16 protein-coding genes are annotated in these 17,600 nt (G+C 73.4%); 6 read left to right on the top strand and 10 right to left on the bottom strand.

The genetic code is table 11. The annotated features are described in order from the left end of the window. Positions 1 to 12: 12 nt before the first annotated feature. The 3 genes from G3I77_RS19365 to G3I77_RS19355 all read right to left on the bottom strand — a co-directional run bounded on the left by G3I77_RS19365 (position 13) and on the right by G3I77_RS19355 (position 3,147). Positions 13 to 1,302, bottom strand: coding sequence for a ribonuclease D (locus tag G3I77_RS19365; RefSeq protein WP_248505414.1), 1,290 nt, complete (start codon positions 1,300 to 1,302; stop codon positions 13 to 15). A gap of 185 nt (positions 1,303 to 1,487) precedes the next feature. Next, on the bottom strand, positions 1,488 to 2,150 hold the full coding sequence (locus tag G3I77_RS19360) for a response regulator transcription factor (protein ID WP_003993737.1): 663 nt from the start codon (positions 2,148 to 2,150) through the stop codon (positions 1,488 to 1,490). A 322-nt stretch (positions 2,151 to 2,472) separates the two neighbouring features. Then, the gene (locus G3I77_RS19355; RefSeq protein ID WP_248505412.1) at positions 2,473 to 3,147 is read right to left on the bottom strand and encodes a DUF3000 domain-containing protein; all 675 of its coding nucleotides are present in this window, start codon (positions 3,145 to 3,147) and stop codon (positions 2,473 to 2,475) included. Positions 3,148 to 3,249: 102 nt separating this feature from the next. On the opposite strand from G3I77_RS19355, the gene hemE reads away from it, so the two are divergent. Together hemE and G3I77_RS19345 are read left to right on the top strand one after the other, a co-directional pair. Beyond that, positions 3,250 to 4,317, top strand: coding sequence for a uroporphyrinogen decarboxylase (hemE, locus tag G3I77_RS19350; RefSeq protein ID WP_248505411.1), 1,068 nt, complete (start codon positions 3,250 to 3,252; stop codon positions 4,315 to 4,317). Positions 4,318 to 4,430: 113 nt separating this feature from the next. Next, positions 4,431 to 4,763 (top strand): hypothetical protein, encoded by a 333-nt coding sequence (locus tag G3I77_RS19345; protein ID WP_248505410.1) that lies wholly within the window; start codon positions 4,431 to 4,433, stop codon positions 4,761 to 4,763. A 123-nt stretch (positions 4,764 to 4,886) separates the two neighbouring features. On the opposite strand, the gene G3I77_RS19340 is transcribed toward G3I77_RS19345, so the two are convergent. Next, complete coding sequence (locus G3I77_RS19340) at positions 4,887 to 6,272, bottom strand: FAD-dependent oxidoreductase (protein WP_248505409.1); 1,386 nt, start codon at positions 6,270 to 6,272, stop codon at positions 4,887 to 4,889. Positions 6,273 to 6,309: 37 nt separating this feature from the next. Beyond that, positions 6,310 to 7,215: a DUF4349 domain-containing protein gene (locus tag G3I77_RS19335; RefSeq protein WP_248505408.1), complete on the bottom strand. Its 906-nt coding sequence runs from the start codon at positions 7,213 to 7,215 to the stop codon at positions 6,310 to 6,312. Between the two features lie 157 nt (positions 7,216 to 7,372). Between G3I77_RS19335 and hemG the strand changes: the two genes are divergently transcribed. Beyond that, positions 7,373 to 8,818 carry a protoporphyrinogen oxidase gene (gene hemG, locus G3I77_RS19330; RefSeq protein WP_248505407.1) on the top strand — a complete coding sequence of 482 codons (1,446 nt, stop codon included), beginning with the start codon at positions 7,373 to 7,375 and terminating at the stop codon, positions 8,816 to 8,818. 4 nt (positions 8,819 to 8,822) lie between these two features. After that, complete coding sequence (hemQ, locus tag G3I77_RS19325) at positions 8,823 to 9,554, top strand: hydrogen peroxide-dependent heme synthase (protein WP_248505405.1); 732 nt, start codon at positions 8,823 to 8,825, stop codon at positions 9,552 to 9,554. Position 9,555: 1 nt separating this feature from the next. Here the strand turns inward: hemQ and G3I77_RS19320 are convergent, their stop codons facing one another. The 3 genes from G3I77_RS19320 to G3I77_RS19310 form a co-directional block, all read right to left on the bottom strand. After that, entirely contained in the window at positions 9,556 to 11,160 is a 1,605-nt protein-coding gene (locus G3I77_RS19320; RefSeq protein WP_248505403.1) for an alpha/beta hydrolase, read from the bottom strand. A 114-nt stretch (positions 11,161 to 11,274) separates the two neighbouring features. After that, the gene (locus G3I77_RS19315) at positions 11,275 to 12,045 is read right to left on the bottom strand and encodes a TIGR04222 domain-containing membrane protein (protein ID WP_248505401.1); all 771 of its coding nucleotides are present in this window, start codon (positions 12,043 to 12,045) and stop codon (positions 11,275 to 11,277) included. An 86-nt stretch (positions 12,046 to 12,131) separates the two neighbouring features. Further along, positions 12,132 to 12,875: a DUF4142 domain-containing protein gene (locus G3I77_RS19310; RefSeq protein WP_248505399.1), complete on the bottom strand. Its 744-nt coding sequence runs from the start codon at positions 12,873 to 12,875 to the stop codon at positions 12,132 to 12,134. A 384-nt stretch (positions 12,876 to 13,259) separates the two neighbouring features. Between G3I77_RS19310 and G3I77_RS19305 the strand changes: the two genes are divergently transcribed. Next, positions 13,260 to 14,726, top strand: coding sequence for an aldehyde dehydrogenase family protein (locus tag G3I77_RS19305; RefSeq protein WP_248505397.1), 1,467 nt, complete (start codon positions 13,260 to 13,262; stop codon positions 14,724 to 14,726). Positions 14,727 to 14,914: 188 nt separating this feature from the next. Here G3I77_RS19305 and G3I77_RS19300 read toward each other — a convergent pair whose 3' ends face one another. Further along, positions 14,915 to 16,294, bottom strand: coding sequence for a DUF692 domain-containing protein (locus G3I77_RS19300; RefSeq protein WP_248505395.1), 1,380 nt, complete (start codon positions 16,292 to 16,294; stop codon positions 14,915 to 14,917). A 199-nt stretch (positions 16,295 to 16,493) separates the two neighbouring features. Between G3I77_RS19300 and G3I77_RS19295 the strand changes: the two genes are divergently transcribed. After that, entirely contained in the window at positions 16,494 to 17,066 is a 573-nt protein-coding gene (locus G3I77_RS19295) for a potassium channel family protein (RefSeq protein WP_248505393.1), read from the top strand. 11 nt (positions 17,067 to 17,077) lie between these two features. Here G3I77_RS19295 and G3I77_RS19290 read toward each other — a convergent pair whose 3' ends face one another. Further along, positions 17,078 to 17,539, bottom strand: coding sequence for a hypothetical protein (locus G3I77_RS19290; RefSeq protein WP_248505391.1), 462 nt, complete (start codon positions 17,537 to 17,539; stop codon positions 17,078 to 17,080). Positions 17,540 to 17,600: the final 61 nt, after the last annotated feature.

Genomic DNA, 17,600 nt, shown 5'->3' with positions numbered 1-17,600 from the left:
CCGGCCCTGCCGTCAGGCCTCCTTCGCGGACAGCGCCTCCACCAGCACCGGCGTCACCTGCTCCACCTGCCACGGCCGCGCGCCATGACCTGTCAGCGCGGCCGCCACCGACTCGGCGTCCACCACCGCCGGCGGTTCCCAGCACACCCGCCGCACCGTGTCCGGCGTGATCAGATTCTCCTGCGGCATGTTCAGCTGCTCGGCCAGCGCCGACACCCCGGCCCGGGCAGCGGACAGCCGCGCAGCGGCCGCGGGGTCCTTGTCGGCCCAGGCACGCGGCGGCGGAGGGCCGGTCACCGGCTGCCCCGGCTGCGGCAGCTGCGCCTCGCTCATGGCCTTCGCCCGGTCCACCGCCGCCTGCCACTGCTCCAGCTGCCGCCTGCCCACGCGGTGTCCAAAACCGTTCAGCACGGCCAGCGCCTGCACATTGGCCGGAAGCGCCAGCGCGGCCTCCACGATGGCCGCGTCCCCGAGCACCTTGCCCGGCGACACGTCCCGCCGCTGCGCGATCCGGTCCCGGGTCTGCCACAGCTCCCGTACGACGGCCAGCTGCCGCCGCCGGCGCACCTTGTGCATGCCGGACGTACGTCGCCACGGGTCCTTGCGGGGCTCGGGCGGCGGAGCCGAGGCGATCGCGTCGAACTCCTGGCAGGCCCACTCCAGCTTGCCCTGCCGGTCCAGCTCCTTCTCCAGCGCGTCGCGCAGGTCGACGAGCAGCTCGACGTCCAGCGCCGCGTAGCGCAGCCAGGGCTCGGGCAGGGGCCGGGTCGACCAGTCGACGGCGGAGTGCCCCTTCTCCAGGACGAAGCCCAGCACGCTCTCGACCATCGCGCCGAGGCCGACCCGGGGGAACCCGGCGAGCCGTCCGGCCAGCTCCGTGTCGAACAGCCGCGTCGGCACCATGCCTATCTCGCGCAGGCAGGGCAGGTCCTGGGTGGCGGCGTGCAGCACCCACTCGACGCCGGACAGGGCATCGCCGAGGGCGGACAGGTCGGGGCAGGCCACGGGGTCGATCAGGGCCGTTCCGGCACCCTCCCGGCGCAGCTGCACGAGGTAGGCGCGCTGCCCGTAGCGGTAGCCGGACGCGCGCTCGGCGTCGACGGCGACGGGCCCGGATCCCGCCTCGAAGGCGGCGATCACCCGGGCCAGGGCGGTCTCGTCCGCGATGACGGGCGGAATGCCCTCACGCGGTTCGAGCAAAGGGATCGGCGCCTCCGTAGCAGAAGATCCGCCGTCGTCCGGAGGGGCGCCTCCGGTGGTTCGCAGTGAGCTGTCTGCTGCGGTGTCGTGGGCGTCGGTCACATGTCAAGGGTATCCATGTATGGACAGCGCCCGCCGACGGAACGTTCCGTCGGCGGGCGCTCGAGGGTCGCAAACCAGTCATGTCGGGGAAGTGGCGGGTTCACGAACCGTGAGTGAGTGATCGAGGCCGGCGGCCGGTCCCGTTCACGTGAACGAATGATCACGAAGGGTCATGGTGGGACGGGTCAGTGGATGATCCCGGTCCGCAGCGCCACCGCGACCATGCCGGCGCGGTCGCCGGTGCCGAGCTTGCGGGCGATGCGGGCGAGGTGGCTCTTGACGGTCAGGGCGGACAGTCCCATCGAGACACCGATCGCCTTGTTCGACTGGCCTTCGGCGACCAGTCGCAGCACCTCGACCTCACGGCCGGACAGTTCGCGGTAGCCGCCCGGGTGGCTCGGGGCACCCGGGGGGCGGCGGTGCAGACGCGCGGCGGCGGCGCCGATGGGGGCGGCGCCGGGGCGGGTGGGGAGCCCGACGTTGGTACGGGTGCCGGTGACGACGTAACCCTTCACCCCGCCGGCGAGTGCGTTGCGCACGGCGCCGATGTCGTCGGCGGCGGAGAGGGCGAGCCCGTTGGGCCAGCCCGCGGCGCGGGTCTCCGACAGCAGGGTGAGGCCGGAGCCATCCGGCAGGTGGACGTCGGCGACACAGATGTCGCGGGGGTTGCCGATGCGGGGACGAGCCTCCGCGATGGACGAGGCCTCGATGACGTCGCGCACACCGAGCGCCCACAGGTGGCGGGTGACGGTGGAGCGGACGCGCGGGTCGGCCACGACCACCATGGCGGTCGGCTTGTTCGGGCGGTAGGCGACCAGGCTTGCGGGCTGCTCGAGGAGAACGGACACCAGGCCTCCTGGGGTGCGGGACGGGGCCGGCTCGTGGGGGTGAAGCCGGGACGAACCGTGCTTTCAAGGTCACAGTCGTCTTCGGCACCGAACCCGTCCGCCTTTAGAGAATGATCACGATTCAGTGATAACAATCCGTGCAATTCGGACACGCGGTCGATCATTCGAAGGCCGGACGGTTTCGGTCTGCGTCGCTACGCCTTCGAAAGTGGCCGTATCGACAAAGTGATTCGGCCAAGAGGGGGACGCAGGTGTGATCGTCGGCAGGACATGGTTGACCGCCCCGCACAAGATCGATCAGTGCGGGGCGGTCAGGGTTCGATCAGCGGGACTGCGGTCCTCGCCGCTGAGGCAGCGTCACCACCGACGCGTCCCCCGGGCCGGCCGGCGGCAGCCCCGCGATCTGGGCGAGCAGATCGCACCAGGCCGCCAGATGCGCGGCCGTGTCCGGCACTCCGCCCAGGCCCTCGCGCGGCGTCCACGACGCACGGATCTCGATCTGCGAGGCGGCCGGGCGCGCGGACAGCCCGCCGAAGTAGTGGGAGCTCGCACGCGTGACGGTGCCGCTCGGCTCCCCGTACGTCAGCCCGCGCGCCTGGAGCGCACCGGTCAGCCAGGACCAGCACACCTCCGGCAGCAGCGGGTCCGCCGCCATCTCCGGCTCCAGCTCCGCGCGCACCAGCGTCACCAGCCGGAACGTGCCCCGCCAGGCGTCGTGCCCGGCCGGGTCGTGCAGCAGCACCAGCCGGCCGTCGGCCAGGTCCTGGTCGCCGTCGACGACCGCGGCCTCCAGCGCGTAGGAGTAGGGGGCCAGCCGCTTCGGCGGGGGCGTCGGCTCGACCTCGATCTGGGGCCGCAGCCGCGCCGCCCTGAGCGCGTCGACGGCGGCCCGGAAGGGCAGCGGGGCGGAGTCCGCCTCCCGCCGGTCGTTCTCGGTGTCCTTCGCTTCGTCCATTCCGCCAGCGCCGTCCGACAGTCGTCCCTGAGCCGCAGCCATGCGGGAAGATTACGGGGACCGGAGCCCGGGTGCCGGGCTAGACACCCCGCGCCTGTCCAGGGGCTGAATCACGCCGCCCGGAGCCGTGCGAAACTTGGCCCCGTGAGTGCCAACGACGCCCCTCGGGCCCAGCAGCCGTCCGCCCCGTACGAATCCGCCTTCCTCAAGGCCTGCCGGCGCGAGCCCGTGCCGCACACGCCGGTGTGGTTCATGCGGCAGGCCGGGCGCTCACTGCCGGAGTACCGCAAGGTGCGCGAGGGCATCCCGATGCTCGAGTCCTGCATGCGGCCCGAACTGGTCACCGAGATCACGCTCCAGCCGGTGCGCCGACACGGCGTGGACGCGGCGATCTACTTCAGCGACATCGTCGTCCCGCTCAAGGCCATCGGAATCGACCTCGACATCAAGCCCGGCGTCGGCCCGGTCGTCGAGCGCCCGATCCGCACCCGGGCGGACCTCGCGCAGCTGCGCGACCTGACCCCCGAGGACGTCTCCTACGTCACCGAGGCCATCGGCCTGCTCACCGGCGAGCTCGGCGCCACGCCCCTCATCGGCTTCGCCGGCGCCCCCTTCACCCTCGCCAGCTACCTCGTCGAGGGCGGCCCGTCCCGCACGTACGAGAACGCCAAGGCGATGATGTACGGCGACCCCGAGCTGTGGGCCGACCTGCTCGACCGCCTCGCGGACATCACCGCCGCGTTCCTGAAGGTGCAGATCGAGGCCGGCGCCTCGGCGGTCCAGCTCTTCGACTCCTGGGCCGGTGCGCTGGCCCCCGTCGACTACCGGCGCTCGGTGCTGCCCGCGTCGGCGAAGGTCTTCGAGGCCGTGGCCGGCTACGGCGTCCCGCGCATCCACTTCGGTGTCGGCACCGGTGAGCTGCTGGGCCTCATGGGCGAGGCCGGCGCGGACGTCGTCGGCGTCGACTGGCGCGTCCCGATGGACGAGGCCGCCCGCCGGGTCGGCCCCGGCAAGGCGCTCCAGGGCAACCTCGACCCGACCGTGCTGTTCGCCCCGACGGAGGCCGTCGAGGCCAAGACCCTCGAGGTCCTGGACTCGGCGAAGGACCTCGAAGGGCACATCTTCAACCTCGGTCACGGCGTCATGCCGTCCACGGACCCGGACGCGCTGACGCGGCTGGTGGAGCACGTGCACACGCAGACCGCGCGCTGACGCAGATCCGATCGGCCGGTTCGGTGAACGCGGCCGCACGGGCGTGCGTATGTGTCGGCAACCGCCCGCGGCGCGGGGAAGGCGGGTCGCGGGGCCGACGTGAGGAACAGGCGATGAACGACCGAGTTACTCCCGCGATGCACGCACTGCCCGACGGCGAGGCGGAGCTGACGCTGGTGGTGCGGCTGCCCTGGGAGGACGTGGCCCGCCTCGGCCAGGAGGCCGGGCGGCTGGCGACCCAGATGCGGCGGCCCGTGACGCTGGAGGAGGCGGTGAGCCACCGGTTGCGGTCGACCCGGGTGGCCTCGCACGCGAAGCCGGCGGGGGAGCAGCCGCCGGCGGTGACGGCCGCTTCGGCGTCGGTGTCGTCCCTGCCGTCGCGGCCGCCGGCGGAGCAGGCACGGCAGGCGATCGACCGGATCAACGGTACGGCTGGGACGGCGTAAGGGATTCGCCGTGGGGGCGCGGGGTCGTCGCCGAGTGCGCGACGTCTGTGGCTTGTCGCGCCCACGCGGCGGAGCCGCACTTCGATACAGCCCGCGCCCCTGAAGGCACGGCCCCGCCCCACCTCACAAGGAACCGCGGACCTTTGCCGCCGCCTTGCGGGCCGCCACCAGGACCGGGTCCCAGACCGGGGAGAAGGGTGGGGCGTAGCCGAGGTCCAGGGACGTCATCTGTTCCACCGTCATGCCGGCCGTGAGGGCGACCGCCGCGATGTCGACCCGCTTGCCCGCGCCCTCCCGGCCGACGATCTGGACGCCGAGGAGGCGGCCCGTGCGGTGCTCGGCGAGCATCTTGACCGTCATGGGGGAGGCGTTCGGGTAGTAGCCCGCGCGGCTGGTCGACTCGATGGTGACCGACTCGAAGCGCAGGCCCACCCGGCGGGCGTCCTTCTCGCGCAGGCCCGTGCGGGCGATCTCCAGGTCGCAGACCTTGCTGACCGCCGTGCCGACCACACCCGGGAAGGTGGCGTAACCGCCGCCGATGTTGGTGCCGATGACCTGGCCGTGCTTGTTGGCGTGGGTGCCGAGCGGGACGTGCCGGTCCTGGCCGGAGACCAGGTCGAGGACCTCGACGCAGTCGCCGCCGGCCCAGATGTTCTCGTGGCCGCGCACCCGCATCGAGCGGTCCGTGAGGAGACCACCGTGCGGGCCCAGGGGGAGACCGGCGGCCCGCGCGAGAGTCGTCTCGGGGCGCACGCCGATGCCGAGCACGACGACGTCCGCCGGGAACTCGCGGTCCTGGGTGACCACCGCCCGCACCCGTCCGTCGCCGGTCGGGATCTCGGTGACCTCGGCGTCGTTCACCATCGTGATGCCCAGGCCCTCCATGGCCGTGTGCACCAGGCGGCCCATGTCGGGGTCGAGGGTCGACATGGGTTCGCTGCCGCGGTTGACGACCGTCACCTCGTAGCCGCGGTTGATGAGCGCCTCGGCCATCTCCACACCGATGTAGCCGGCCCCGACGACCACCGCGCGGCGGCCACGCGTGCGTTCCAGCGTGTCGAGGAGCGCCTGGCCGTCGTCCAGCGTCTGCACGCCGTGCACCGCGGCCGCGTCGGCCCCGGGCATGTCGGGCCGGATCGGCCGGGCGCCGGTCGCGATCACGAGTTCGTCGTACGACGTCCAGGACTCCTCGCCGGAGTCGACGTCACGCGCGCGTACCCGCTGCCCGTCGAGGTCGAGTTCCGTGACCTCGGTGCGCAGCCGCAGGTCGATGCCGCGTGCGCGGTGCTCCTCGGGGGTGCGGGCGATGAGCTGGTTCCGGTCCGTGACGTCGCCGCCGACCCAGTAGGGGATGCCGCACGCCGAGTACGACGTGAAGTGGCCCCGTTCGAACGCCACGATCTCCAGCTCGTCGGGGCCCCTCAGGCGGCGCGCCTGCGACGCCGCGGACATTCCCGCGGCGTCACCGCCGATGACGACCAGTCGCTCCCGTGCGCGGCTCATGTTCATGCGAACACGCTACGGGAGCAGGGCATTTCAGTCCCGCTCACCCGGGGCGGCGCGGCAGGCGAGGGCGTACGACGCGCAGCCACACCAGGACGATCAGTGCGGCCACCGCCGCGAACGGCAGGACGGCGCCGAAGGCCACGGCGAGCCAGCGCAGCATCGTCACGAAGGCGTTCCAGCCCCCCGCGAGCGCGTCCACGAACCCGGGGTCGTCATCCTTGGCCTGCTTCTTCACCGGGGTCTCGGACAGCGACAGGGTGATGGTGGCCAGGCTGGTGCGGTCCTTCAGGGACGCCTGCCGGGCGAGCAGCGCCTCCAGATCGGCCTGGCGGGTGCTCAGCTCTCCCTCCAGGGTCACCACGTCGCCGATCTTGGTGGCCTGGTCCATCAGCTCGCGGATCCGGGCCACGCTGGCGCGCTGCGTCTTGATCCGGCTCTCCACGTCGACGACCTGGTCGGTGACGTCCTCGGCCTTCGCGCTGCGGTCGAGGAGCTTGCCGGTGCCCTCCAGCTCGGCGAGGACCTCGTCGTACTTCTCGACGGGGACGCGCAGCACGACCCGGGTGCGCTCATGGCCCTCGGCGTCCCGGGTGGTCGTCTCGTTGCCGACGTAGCCGCCTGCGTTCTCGGTGCCGGTGCGGGCCTGCTCCAGGGCCTTCGGGACGTCCTTGACCCGCACGGTCAGCGAGGCCGTGCGGATGATGTGGCTCGCGGTGAGCTTCGGCGGTGCCGTGGCCCTGGCGCCGCTTCCGGCACCGCCGGGGGCGGCCTCGCCCGAGCCGGCCTTGCCGTCCGCCTCGGAGGCGGCGACGCCGCGGTCGGCGGCGGAACTGCTGCCGCCGGACCCGTCGTCTCCGGCACTGCACCCGGTGAGTGCGAGGGCGGCCGCCAGCAGGAGTGCGGCCAGGGCCGGCGCGGGGCGTCGTACGGATCGTCGTGTGCGCATGCGGGCATCCCCCGGGGTCGATTCTGCTGACGCTTCTTCGACGCCCGGACGCCGCCGATCGTTTGGCCCGGGACGGTTCCGATGCGGTCACGGTCGGGACTCGTGAAGGACACCGGGGCGCGGCGGCGCTGTCAGCGGGGTCTGAGAGGCTGGGGCCATGCGCGAAGTTCAAGGGCAGGTCGTCGTCATCGGGGCGGGCATCGCGGGGCTGGCGGCCGCGCACCGGCTGCTGGAGCGCGGGGCGCGGGTGACCGTGCTGGAGGCCTCCGGCCGGGTCGGCGGCAAGCTGCTGCCCGGGGAGATCGCGGGCGCGCGCGTGGACCTCGGCGCCGAATCGATGCTGGCCCGCCGCCCCGAGGCGGTGGCGCTCGCCCGCGAGGTGGGCCTCGCCGACCGCCTCCAGCCCCCCGCGACCGCCACGGCCTCGCTCTGGACCCGCGGCGCCCTGCGCCCCTTCCCCAAGGGGCATGTGATGGGCGTGCCCGGCACCGCGTCCGCCCTGGCCGGCGTGCTGTCCGAGGAGGGCCTCGCCCGCATCGAGCGGGACGCCGAGCTGCCCCGCACCGAGGTCGGCGACGACGTGGCCGTGGGGGAGTACGTGGCGCAGCGCCTCGGCCGCGAGGTCGTCGACCGCCTGCTGGAGCCCATGCTGGGCGGGGTCTACGCGGGCGACGCGTACCGCATCTCCATGCGCTCGGCCGTCCCGCAGCTCTTCCAGGTGGCCCGGACCCACACCTCCCTGACAGCAGGGGTCCGCGAGCTCCAGGCCAAGGCGGCCGCGGCCCAGCAGACCGGCCCGGTGTTCATGGGCATCCGGGGCGGCATCGGCACCCTGCCCCTCGCGGTGGCCGACTCGGTCCGGGCGCGCGGGGGCGAGATCCTGACCGGGACGCCGGTGACGCGGCTGCGCCGCACCCCCGAGGGCGGCTGGCAAGTCGTCTCCGGTGAGCGCGAGTGGCTCGCGGACGCCGTGGTCGTCGCCGCCCCCGCCCCCGCCGCCGCCCGGCTGCTGCGCGCCGAGAACCCCGGAGCCGCCGCCGAGCTCGACGGCGTCGAGTACGCCTCCATGGCCCTGATCACCCTCGCCTACCGCCGCGCCGGGACGGCCCTGCCCGAGGGCAGCGGCTTCCTCGTGCCCCCGGTCGACGGGCACACCATCAAGGCGTCCACGTTCGCCTCGCAGAAGTGGGGCTGGATCGCCGACGACGACCCCGGCCTGGTCGTCCTGCGCACCTCCGTCGGACGGTACGGCGAGACGGAGATCCTCCAGCGCGACGACAGCGAGCTGGTCGACGTCTCCCGGCACGACCTGTTGGCGGCGACCGGCCTCGACGCCACGCCCGTCGCCGCCCGCGTCACCCGCTGGGACGACGGCCTGCCCCAGTACCCCGTCGGCCACCACGCGCGCGTGGCCCGCATCCGCGAGCACATCGCCCGCCTCCCCGGCCTCGCCGTCTGCGGTGCCCCGTACGACGGCGTCGGCATCCCGGCCTGCATCGCCAGTGCGTACGCCGCCGTCGACCAGATCCACGGTGACCTGCGCGGTGTGCAGGAGCTCACCGCCCACCCGGTGCAGAGCCTGCACGGCGGAGCGGGAGAATAGGGACATGAGCAACGACGCCCCTACCCCTGAGTCCGGCAGGATCCCGAACAAGGGCAAGCTGGCCAAGGACCTCAACGAGGTCATCCGCTACACGCTCTGGTCCGTCTTCAAGCTGAAGGACGTCCTCCCCGAGGACCGCGCCGGGTACGCCGACGAGGTCCAGGAGCTGTTCGACCAGCTCGCCGCCAAGGACGTCACGATCCGCGGCACCTACGACGTCTCGGGCCTGCGCGCCGACGCCGACCTCATGATCTGGTGGCACGCGGAGACCAGCGACGCGCTGCAGGAGGCGTACAACCTCTTCCGCCGGACGAAGCTGGGCCGCGCCCTGGAGCCCGTCTGGTCGAACATGGCGCTGCACCGCCCCGCCGAGTTCAACCGCGCGCACATCCCGGCGTTCCTCGCCGACGAGACGCCCCGCGACTATGTGAGCGTCTACCCCTTCGTGCGCTCCTACGACTGGTACCTGCTGCCCGACGAGGACCGCCGCCGCATGCTCGCCGACCACGGCAAGATGGCCCGCGGGTACCCGGACGTGCGCGCCAACACCGTCGCCTCGTTCTCCCTCGGCGACTACGAGTGGATCCTCGCCTTCGAGGCCGACGAGCTGTACCGCATCGTCGACCTCATGCGTCACCTGCGCGCCTCGGAGGCCCGCCGGCACGTCCGCGAGGAGGTGCCGTTCTACACGGGCCGCCGCAAGGACATCGCCGAGCTGGTCGCCGGTCTGGCCTGAGTCAGCGGATGCGTCGCCCGGCCCCGGCCCTGCCCGGGGCCGTCGGCTTCGGCTCGGCGTGCGGGGCGCACTCCGCGCGCCGTCCCGGCAGCCGGCCCTCCAGCAGGTACGCCTCCATGTGCCCGTTGACGCAGGCGTTCGGGCCGCCCGCCAGCCCGTGAGCGCCGGCGTCCCGCTCCGTCACCAGGACCGAGCCCGCGAGGCGGTCGCGGAGTTCGAGGGCGCCGTCGTAGGGCGTGGCGGCGTCCCGCTCGGCGGCCAGGATCAGCGTCGGCGGCAGTTCGCCCGGCCCCGCGCCGACGTCGAGCGGCCGCTGCCGCGGGGCCTGCCAGTAGGCGCAGGGCAGGTTCGTCCACACGTTGTCCCAGGTCTCGAAGGGCGCCACCCGCGCGAGCCGGGTGTTGTCCCGGTCCCACACCCTCCAGTCCGTGGGCCAGGGGGCGTCGTTGCACTCGACGGCCACGTAGACCGCGCGTGAGTTCTCCGCCTCGGCCGCCGCTTCCGGGTGCTGCTCGGCCTGCTCGATCAGCGGCCCGGAATCGCCCTTGAGGTACGCCGACAGCGCGTGCGCGCGGTGCGGCCACTGGTCGTCGTAGTACCCGGCCTGCAGGAACGCCCCCTGCAACTGCCCCGGCCCGACCTTCCCGCCCGCCGGTTCCGCGGCCAGCTTCGCGCTCGCCCGCTCGTAGCTGCGCAGCACCTCCCGCGCCGTCCGGCCCAGCCCGTACACGTCGTGGTGCCGGGCGATCCAGGCCCGGAAGTCCGCCCAGCGGCCCTCGAACGCCGCCGACTGGCCGAGGTTGTTGCGGTACCAGATCCGCTCGGGGCCGGGGTGGACCACCGAGTCGAACACCATCCGCCGCACGTGCTCCGGGAACAGCGTCGCGTACAGGGCCCCGAAGTAGGTGCCGTACGACGAGCCCATGAAGGTCAGCCGCTCCTCGCCGAGTGCGGCGCGCAGCACCTCGAGGTCGCGGGCGTTGTTCAGCGAGTGGTAGTGCCGCAGCGCGTCGCCGGACCGCTCGGCGCAGCCGCGCGCGTACGCCCTGGCCTGCGCGATGCGCTCCTTCTTGTACGACTCCGAGGGGTGGGTCGGCGCCTGCGAGGGCCCCTTGAAGAACTGCTTCGGGTCCTTGCACGACAGCGGCGCCGAACGGCCCACCCCGCGCGGGGCGTAGCCGACGAGGTCGTACGCGGCCGCGATCCGCTTCCACTCGGGGAGCAGGCCGATGAGCGGGAAGTACAGGCCGGTGGCGCCGGGACCACCGGGGTTGTGGACGAGGGCCCCCTGCCGGCGGACCTTGTGCTTGCTGTTGAGCGGGTCCTTCTGCGTGGCCCGGGCCCTGCTGACGGAGAGTTCGATCTGCTTGCCGTCCGGGCGGGCGTAGTCCAGCGGAACGCTCACCGTGCCGCACCGCATGCTGCCCGGCAGGTCCTGCGCGTCGGGGCACGGGCCGAAGGCGACACCCGCCGCCTTCGCCCGCGCGGCGGCCACGGCGGTGCCGCGCCTCTCGGCCGCTCCCGTGCGGTCCTCGGCGTCCGGGGCCGCGGTGAGGGTGCTCAGCAGCAACGACCCGGCGGCCGAGTAGAGGAGGGCGGCTCTCATCGCGTATCCCTTCGGTGCACGGTGGCGACGAAAGGGATGTTTCGTTCGGAGGTGGGGGAAGGCAAGCACCGTCCGCCGGTGTCGGGCCCAATGCCCCTGTGCGCCCCCGGTCCGTCAGTCGTGCGACTCGCGGTGGGCGAACGCGGCCCGCAGATCCGGTTCGCCGATCGCGCGGACGCCCCGCACGGCCACCGAGGTGAGGTACGTACGGTCGTCGGCGGCGCCGTCCGCGGTCCGGGTCAGCGCGCCGAGCAGCCGCTGACCGGCCGGGGAGGCCCAGCGCGAGTAGGGGTGGATCTCGACCCGCGCGACGGCCAGGCAGCTCAGGGTCAGGGCGAGCGGCAACGCGAACCACAGGGCGACCAGGTGCCGCGGCAGGTCCGGCGGAGCGGGCGTCAGCAGCGCGGCCACGCCCAGCCCGAGCACGGCGACGGCAGCCACGCGGACCTGCCGGACGGCCGTCGCGACCGTCGTACGGGCACTGTCCGGCACCGCGAGCCCCGCGCGCACCAGCCCCTCGGCGATCCCGTGCACCGCGTCCGCCGTCGCGGCCGTGGCCCGCACCGGCGCGATGCGGGACTGCCCCTCGGGACCGATGGCCCCTATCACCGACCGCTCCATCTCGTCCCTCCCGCGCGGGTCGACGACCGTCGCCCAGCCGGTGTGGGCCAGGAGCAGACGGCGCTGGCGGGCCATGGCGACCAGGGTCACGTCGGCGACCCGGCGGGGGCCGCCGGAGAGGAACGCCGCCTCGTACAGCGTGAGTTCACGACCCCGGCCGGTGTCCGCGTCCACGGCGGCGGCGCGAACGGCAGCCAGGCACAGGCGCGTGCACGCCGTGCCGGCCACGGCCCAGGCCGCCAGCAGGAAAAGAACCCAGAGCATATGTTGTTTGTATGTGACACGGTCCCGAGAACACCATGCCTCGTTCACAATCCGGACGGAGTGTTGTCGGTATGTGACGTTCCGCTTCAGTCCGGTGGCGGGCTGTAGGCGGGCGGCGGGAGCGTGTAGTCCGGCGAGGGGGACGAGGGCGGCGGGACGGCCGGCCCCGGGGCGGTGGCCGCGGGGGCGCTGTCGCGGGCCAGGTCGCGGGCCACGGCGTCGAAGTCGACGTAGCCCGTGGCCTCCAGGACCTTGATGTGGTCGAGGACGGTCGAGTTGGCGTCGTCGGCGAGCTCGCGCACCAGGGAGTTGCGGGTGCTCGCGCGGACCTGGGCGACGACCGGGAACACCGTGCCGTGCGCCCTGCGCAGGATGTTGGCGAACGCGCGGTCGTACTCCGCGCCCTGCGCCCGGTCGAGCCGGTCCAGCCACTGCTTCTGCTGCTCGCTGGGCTCGTCCGGCAGGGCGAGGTTCAGCCGGGTGGCGACGTCGCGGACCCGCTCGTCCAGGAACCGGTGCCCCTCGACGAGGTGCCGGCCGGCCGTCCGGACGGCCGGTGTGGTCCCCTTCGCCTGCGCCTGCCGCCCCGCGGGCAGCTCCCACAGCCCGGCCAGCCGGACCTTCGTGAGGAAGTCCTGGTCGAGCGCGGACAGCGGGCCGTGGCTCGTCCGCAGGGTCTGGGCGCTCAGCACGTCCGGCGCCGTCCCCGGCCGGTCCGTGTACGACCAGAGCGGGAAGACCAGCGCGGCCAGCGTCGCCGCCAGGCAGGTGACGATGAGCCCCGTGCCGCTGAAGATGCCTCGGCCCTCGACGGGGGTTCGCGGTCGCATGGTGGTGCCTCCCGGTACGGCACCGCACGCTAGTGCGCTTCGGGTGCGGAGTTGACATGTTACTGCTGGGTCTACGTCAACTGCCGTACAGGGATGAATGGTTGTTTCGGGGGTGGACAGGGGCAAATGCGGGATGCGAGACGGATGACATGCCGGGACAAAGAGGTAGAAGGGGCCCACGACTCCGATCGCATGTGATCCGGGTGTTAGTCCCCGCACACTTGGTCGCGCAGGTCCGGGGCCGGGCGACTAGCCCACCCGGGTCCTCTGAGCCGTCCGGACGCCCTCGCGGCGGTGTGCCCCGTGGCCGCCGCCCGCCCGATGGGCCATGTTGCTGACCGTCGAGCCGATCGGGCTCCGGCCGGACGCGAAGGAGGCCCCGCGGTGGGTGAGCTGTACATCGACGGCGAATGGACGCAGTCGGCGGCCGGTGGCCGTCGCGAGGTCGTCAACCCCTACGACGCCTCCGTCGTCACCACCGTCGACGAGGCCGACGCCACCGACGTCGACCGCGCCGTGCGCGCCGCCCGGCGTGCCTTCGCCGAGGAGGACTGGGCGAACGCCCCCTCCCGCCGCCGGGCCGACCTCCTGCTGCGCGTCCACGACCTGCTGCTGCGCGACCGGGAGGACATCGCCCGCACCGAGACGCTCGACACCGGCAAGACGCTCACCGAGGCCCGGATCGACGTGGAGGACGTGGCGAACGCCTTCCGCTACTTCGCCGAACTCGCGGGCAAGGACGGGGGCCGGGTCGTCGACGTCGGCCCGGACGTCCTCAGCCGCGTCGTCTACCAGCCCGTCGGCGTGTGCGCGCTCATCGCCCCCTGGAACTACCCGCTGCTGCAGGCCTCCTGGAAGGTGGCCCCCGCCCTGGCCGCCGGCAACACCTTCGTCCTCAAGCCCAGCGAGACCACCCCGCTCACCACCATCGCCATGATCCGGCTCATCGAGGAGGCCGGCGCCCCGCCCGGCGTCGCCAACCTCGTGCTCGGCTCCGGGGCGACCGTCGGCGCGGCCCTGACCCGCCACCCCGAGGTCGACCTGGTCTCCTTCACCGGCGGTCTGAACACCGGTCGCGCCATCATGGCCAGCGCCGCCGAGGGACCGCGGAACATCGCCCTGGAACTGGGCGGCAAGAACCCCAACGTCGTCTTCGCGGACGCCGACTTCGACGCCGCCGTCGACTACGCCCTCGACGCCGCCTTCCTGCACTCCGGGCAGGTCTGCTCGGCCGGTTCGCGCCTGCTCGTCGAGGACTCCCTGCACGACCGGTTCGTCGAGGCCTACGCCGAGCGCGCCCGGGCGATCCGGCTCGGCAACGGCCTGGAGGAGGGCACCGAGAGCGGTCCGCTCAGCTCCGCCGAGCACCGCGAGAAGGTCGAGGGCTACATCGCCGTCGCCAAGGAGGAGGGCGCCCGGCTCGTCACCGGAGGCACCCGCCCCGACGACCCCGCCCTCAGCAGCGGCTTCTTCCTGCTGCCGACGATCTTCGCCGACTGCGACCGGTCCATGCGCATCGTCCAGGAGGAGGTCTTCGGCCCGGTCGTCACCGTCGAGCGCTTCCGCACCGAGGACGAGGCGGTCGAACTGGCCAACGACACCCCCTACGGCCTCGCCGGCGGCGTGTGGACCTCCGACGCGAGTCGCGCCCAGCGCGTCGCCCAGCGGCTGCGGCACGGCACCGTGTGGATCAACGACTTCCATCCCTACGTACCGCAGGCCGAGTGGGGCGGCTTCGGCCGTTCCGGCGTCGGACGCGAGCTCGGCCCCACGGGGCTGCGCGAGTACCAGGAGGCCAAGCACATCTACCAGAACCTCGCCCCCGCCCCCTCCGGCTGGTTCAAGGGCTGACCCGCGCGCCACACCGTGTCACCCACGAAGGGCTCACCCACGAAAGGCACGGCACGGCCGCCACTCCCGCGCGCGGCGCCGGGTCCGCCCACGACCGCGTCATCGCCGGCGCTGAGCGCATCCTGCGCCTGCGTAACCGGGTAGGCATGGGCCGGTGAGGAGCGAGGCCCGGGCCGGGCCCATCGCCGTCAACGCCGCAGCAGCACCCTGCGCGTGGCGCGAGCGAGCCGGTGGGCCGGGCGGCGGGAGCGCGGCGCGGGCCCCGAGCGCTCCAGCCACCACTCCCGCAGTTCCCGCCGCGCCTGCGCGTCCCCGGGCAGCCCGGCGGACAGCAGGTGCTCGGCGAAGGTGAGGGCGTCGCGCCGGTAGCCGGCGGTCATCGGCTGGGTCTGGGCGTAGCCGAGGAACGCCGTGCGGTACTCGTCCCCGAGGATCACCGGCAGCTCGGGAGCGACCTTCGCCACGACATCCGCCCGCTTCGCGGCGAGCGCCCGCGCCTGTACGCCGACCCGTACCCGGTCGAACCCCTCGGGCACGGGCGTCCCCGCGACCAGCGCCGACAGCAGCGCGGCCTGCGCCAGCCCGAGCCGCTGCCGCGCGTCGTCGGCACCCTCTGGATGGGGCAGGCCGAAGGCGCCCCGTGTCGCCCCGGCCGCCCCGGTCTCATGGCCCTGCCGTACCGAGCCGGTCCCGGTCTCCGCCCCTCGCCCGGCCGAGCGGAGCTCTGTCTTCACGCGTTCGACAGCCCCTGCCTCCAACGCCCGGCGGATCGTGCTCAACTCGTGCTCCAGCTCCGCCGGTTCCGGGAAGTTCTCGTCCCGTTCCAGGAGGACACCCGGCGGGCAGACGCGGGAGGCGAGGTCCGTGAGGATGCCGAGGACCGGCCGGGGGACCGGGTGGGCGTGGCTGTCGTGCCAGACGCCGTCGCGTTCGAAGCCGCCGGCGACATGGACGTAGGCGATGGCCTCCAGCGGGAGCTCGGCGAGGGCCTTGGCCGGGTCCTCGCCGCGGTTGACGTGGTTGGTGTGCAGGTTGGCCACGTCGATGAGGAGGCGGACTCCCGTGCGGTCGGCGAGGTCGTAGAGGAACTGGCCCTCCGTCATCTCCTCGCCCGGCCAGCTGATCAGCGCGGCGATGTTCTCGACGGCCAGCGGCACCGGCAGTGCGTCCTGCGCGATGCGTACGTTGTCGCACAGCACGTCCAGGGCGTCCCGGGTCCGCGGGACGGGCAGCAGATGGCCCGCCTCCAGGTGCGCGGACGCCGTCAGCGACCCGCCCGCCCGGACGAACGCGATGTGCTCGGTGACCAGCGGCGAGCCCAGCGCCTCCGCGCGCTCGGCCAGTGCGGTCAGCCGGCCCGCGTCGGGCCGGTCCGCGCCTCCGAGGCCGAGCGAGACGCCGTGCGGCACCACGGTGACGCCGCGCTCGCGCAGCCGCCGCAGCGAGTCGGGCAGGTGCCCGGGGCAGACGTTCTCGGCCACGGCCTCGACCCAGTCGATCCCCGGCATCCGCTCCACGGCGTCCGCGATCTCAGGTCGCCACCCGATACCCGTCCCCAGTCGCTCCATCGTCCCCTCCTCCACCCGGCCCGATCCTCGAACGTGCCCGATCCTCGAACGTGAGGGGGGTATGGCCCAGCCGCCGGCCGCCGAACCCCGCCCAGCCCTCCTTCAGAGCAATATTTGAGGTTCGCGGGTCCCGCTGCCCGTCCCCACCGACGGAGGCGCAAGGGTCGCGTCCCGCCCTGATACGCCGTAGACCGGACCTATGCCCGAAGGCAGCGAGCAGCCCCACCACACCGCGCGGAAACGGGAACCGGAGTCGGAGGCGGCCGGCGTCCGCCGGCTGCGGATCGGAGCCGGAGCCCTGCTCGTGGCGGTCGGCACGGCCTACTTCCTGCTGCCGCTGGAAGGGCTGGGCGCCGACCGGCCCTGGCTCGGCTGGCCGCTGTTCGTGGCCGGCCTGGCGTTCGTCGCCGCGCTGCTGCTGCGCCACGTGCGCGACATCGTGCTGGAGAGGCCCCAGGCCCGGTCGGGCATCATGATCTCGATGCTGATGTGCCTGGCCGTGCTGGTCTTCTCGTCCGGCTACTACGCACTCGCCCAGCAGCCGGGCCAGTTCATCGGCCTGTACACCCGGGTCGACGCGCTGTACTTCACCGTCGTGACGCTGGCGACCGTCGGCTACGGCGACATCACCCCGCGCGGGCAGGAGGCCCGGCTGGTGACCGTCGCTCAGGTCGTGTACGCGTTCGTCTTCCTCACGGCGGCGGCCACCGCCCTGACCCGCCGGCTGCACGGCGTGGTCGCCGAGCGCGACCGGCGTCCGCCGCCGTCCTGACCGGGGCGGCGCTACACCGGGCGGGAGGAGCGGTAGTTGAACACCGACCAGAGGACGAACAGGCCGGTCACGATCATGATGATCGACCAGAACGGCTGGTACGGCAGCCAGAGGAAGTTCGCGATCAGCGCCAGGCCGACCACGACCGCGCTCACGACCCGCGCCCAGGTGGCTCCGGCGAACAGGCCGAGCCCGGCCGCCACCACGAGCACACCGACGATCACGTGGATCCAGCCCCACGCGGTCAGGTCGAACGCGAAGGAGTACTGGCCGAAGCTCGTGTACACCTCGTCCCCGGCGATCGCCGCGATGCCCTGGAGCACCGCGAAGAGGCCGTAGACGACCATCAGGATGCCGCCGAGAGCGAGACCCCCGGCCGCCCACGGGTCGCCGGAACCGCCCGATCCGGAGCCGTCGGGCGTCCGGTCGTCGGGGGCGGGCGGGGCGGGGGGAGGGGGCGCGGCGCTGGTCATGGCTGCCTCCTGGGTCGGGTCGGCCGGTAACCCCACTGGAGCATCCGTCGGGGACCGGCGC

Origin of the sequence: Streptomyces sp. D2-8 (genome assembly GCF_023184515.1) — a bacterium.
Classification (GTDB): Bacteria; Actinomycetota; Actinomycetes; order Streptomycetales; family Streptomycetaceae; genus Streptomyces.
Note: the sequence above shows the minus strand (reverse complement) of the source record. Positions and strands in the feature narration are given on the sequence as shown.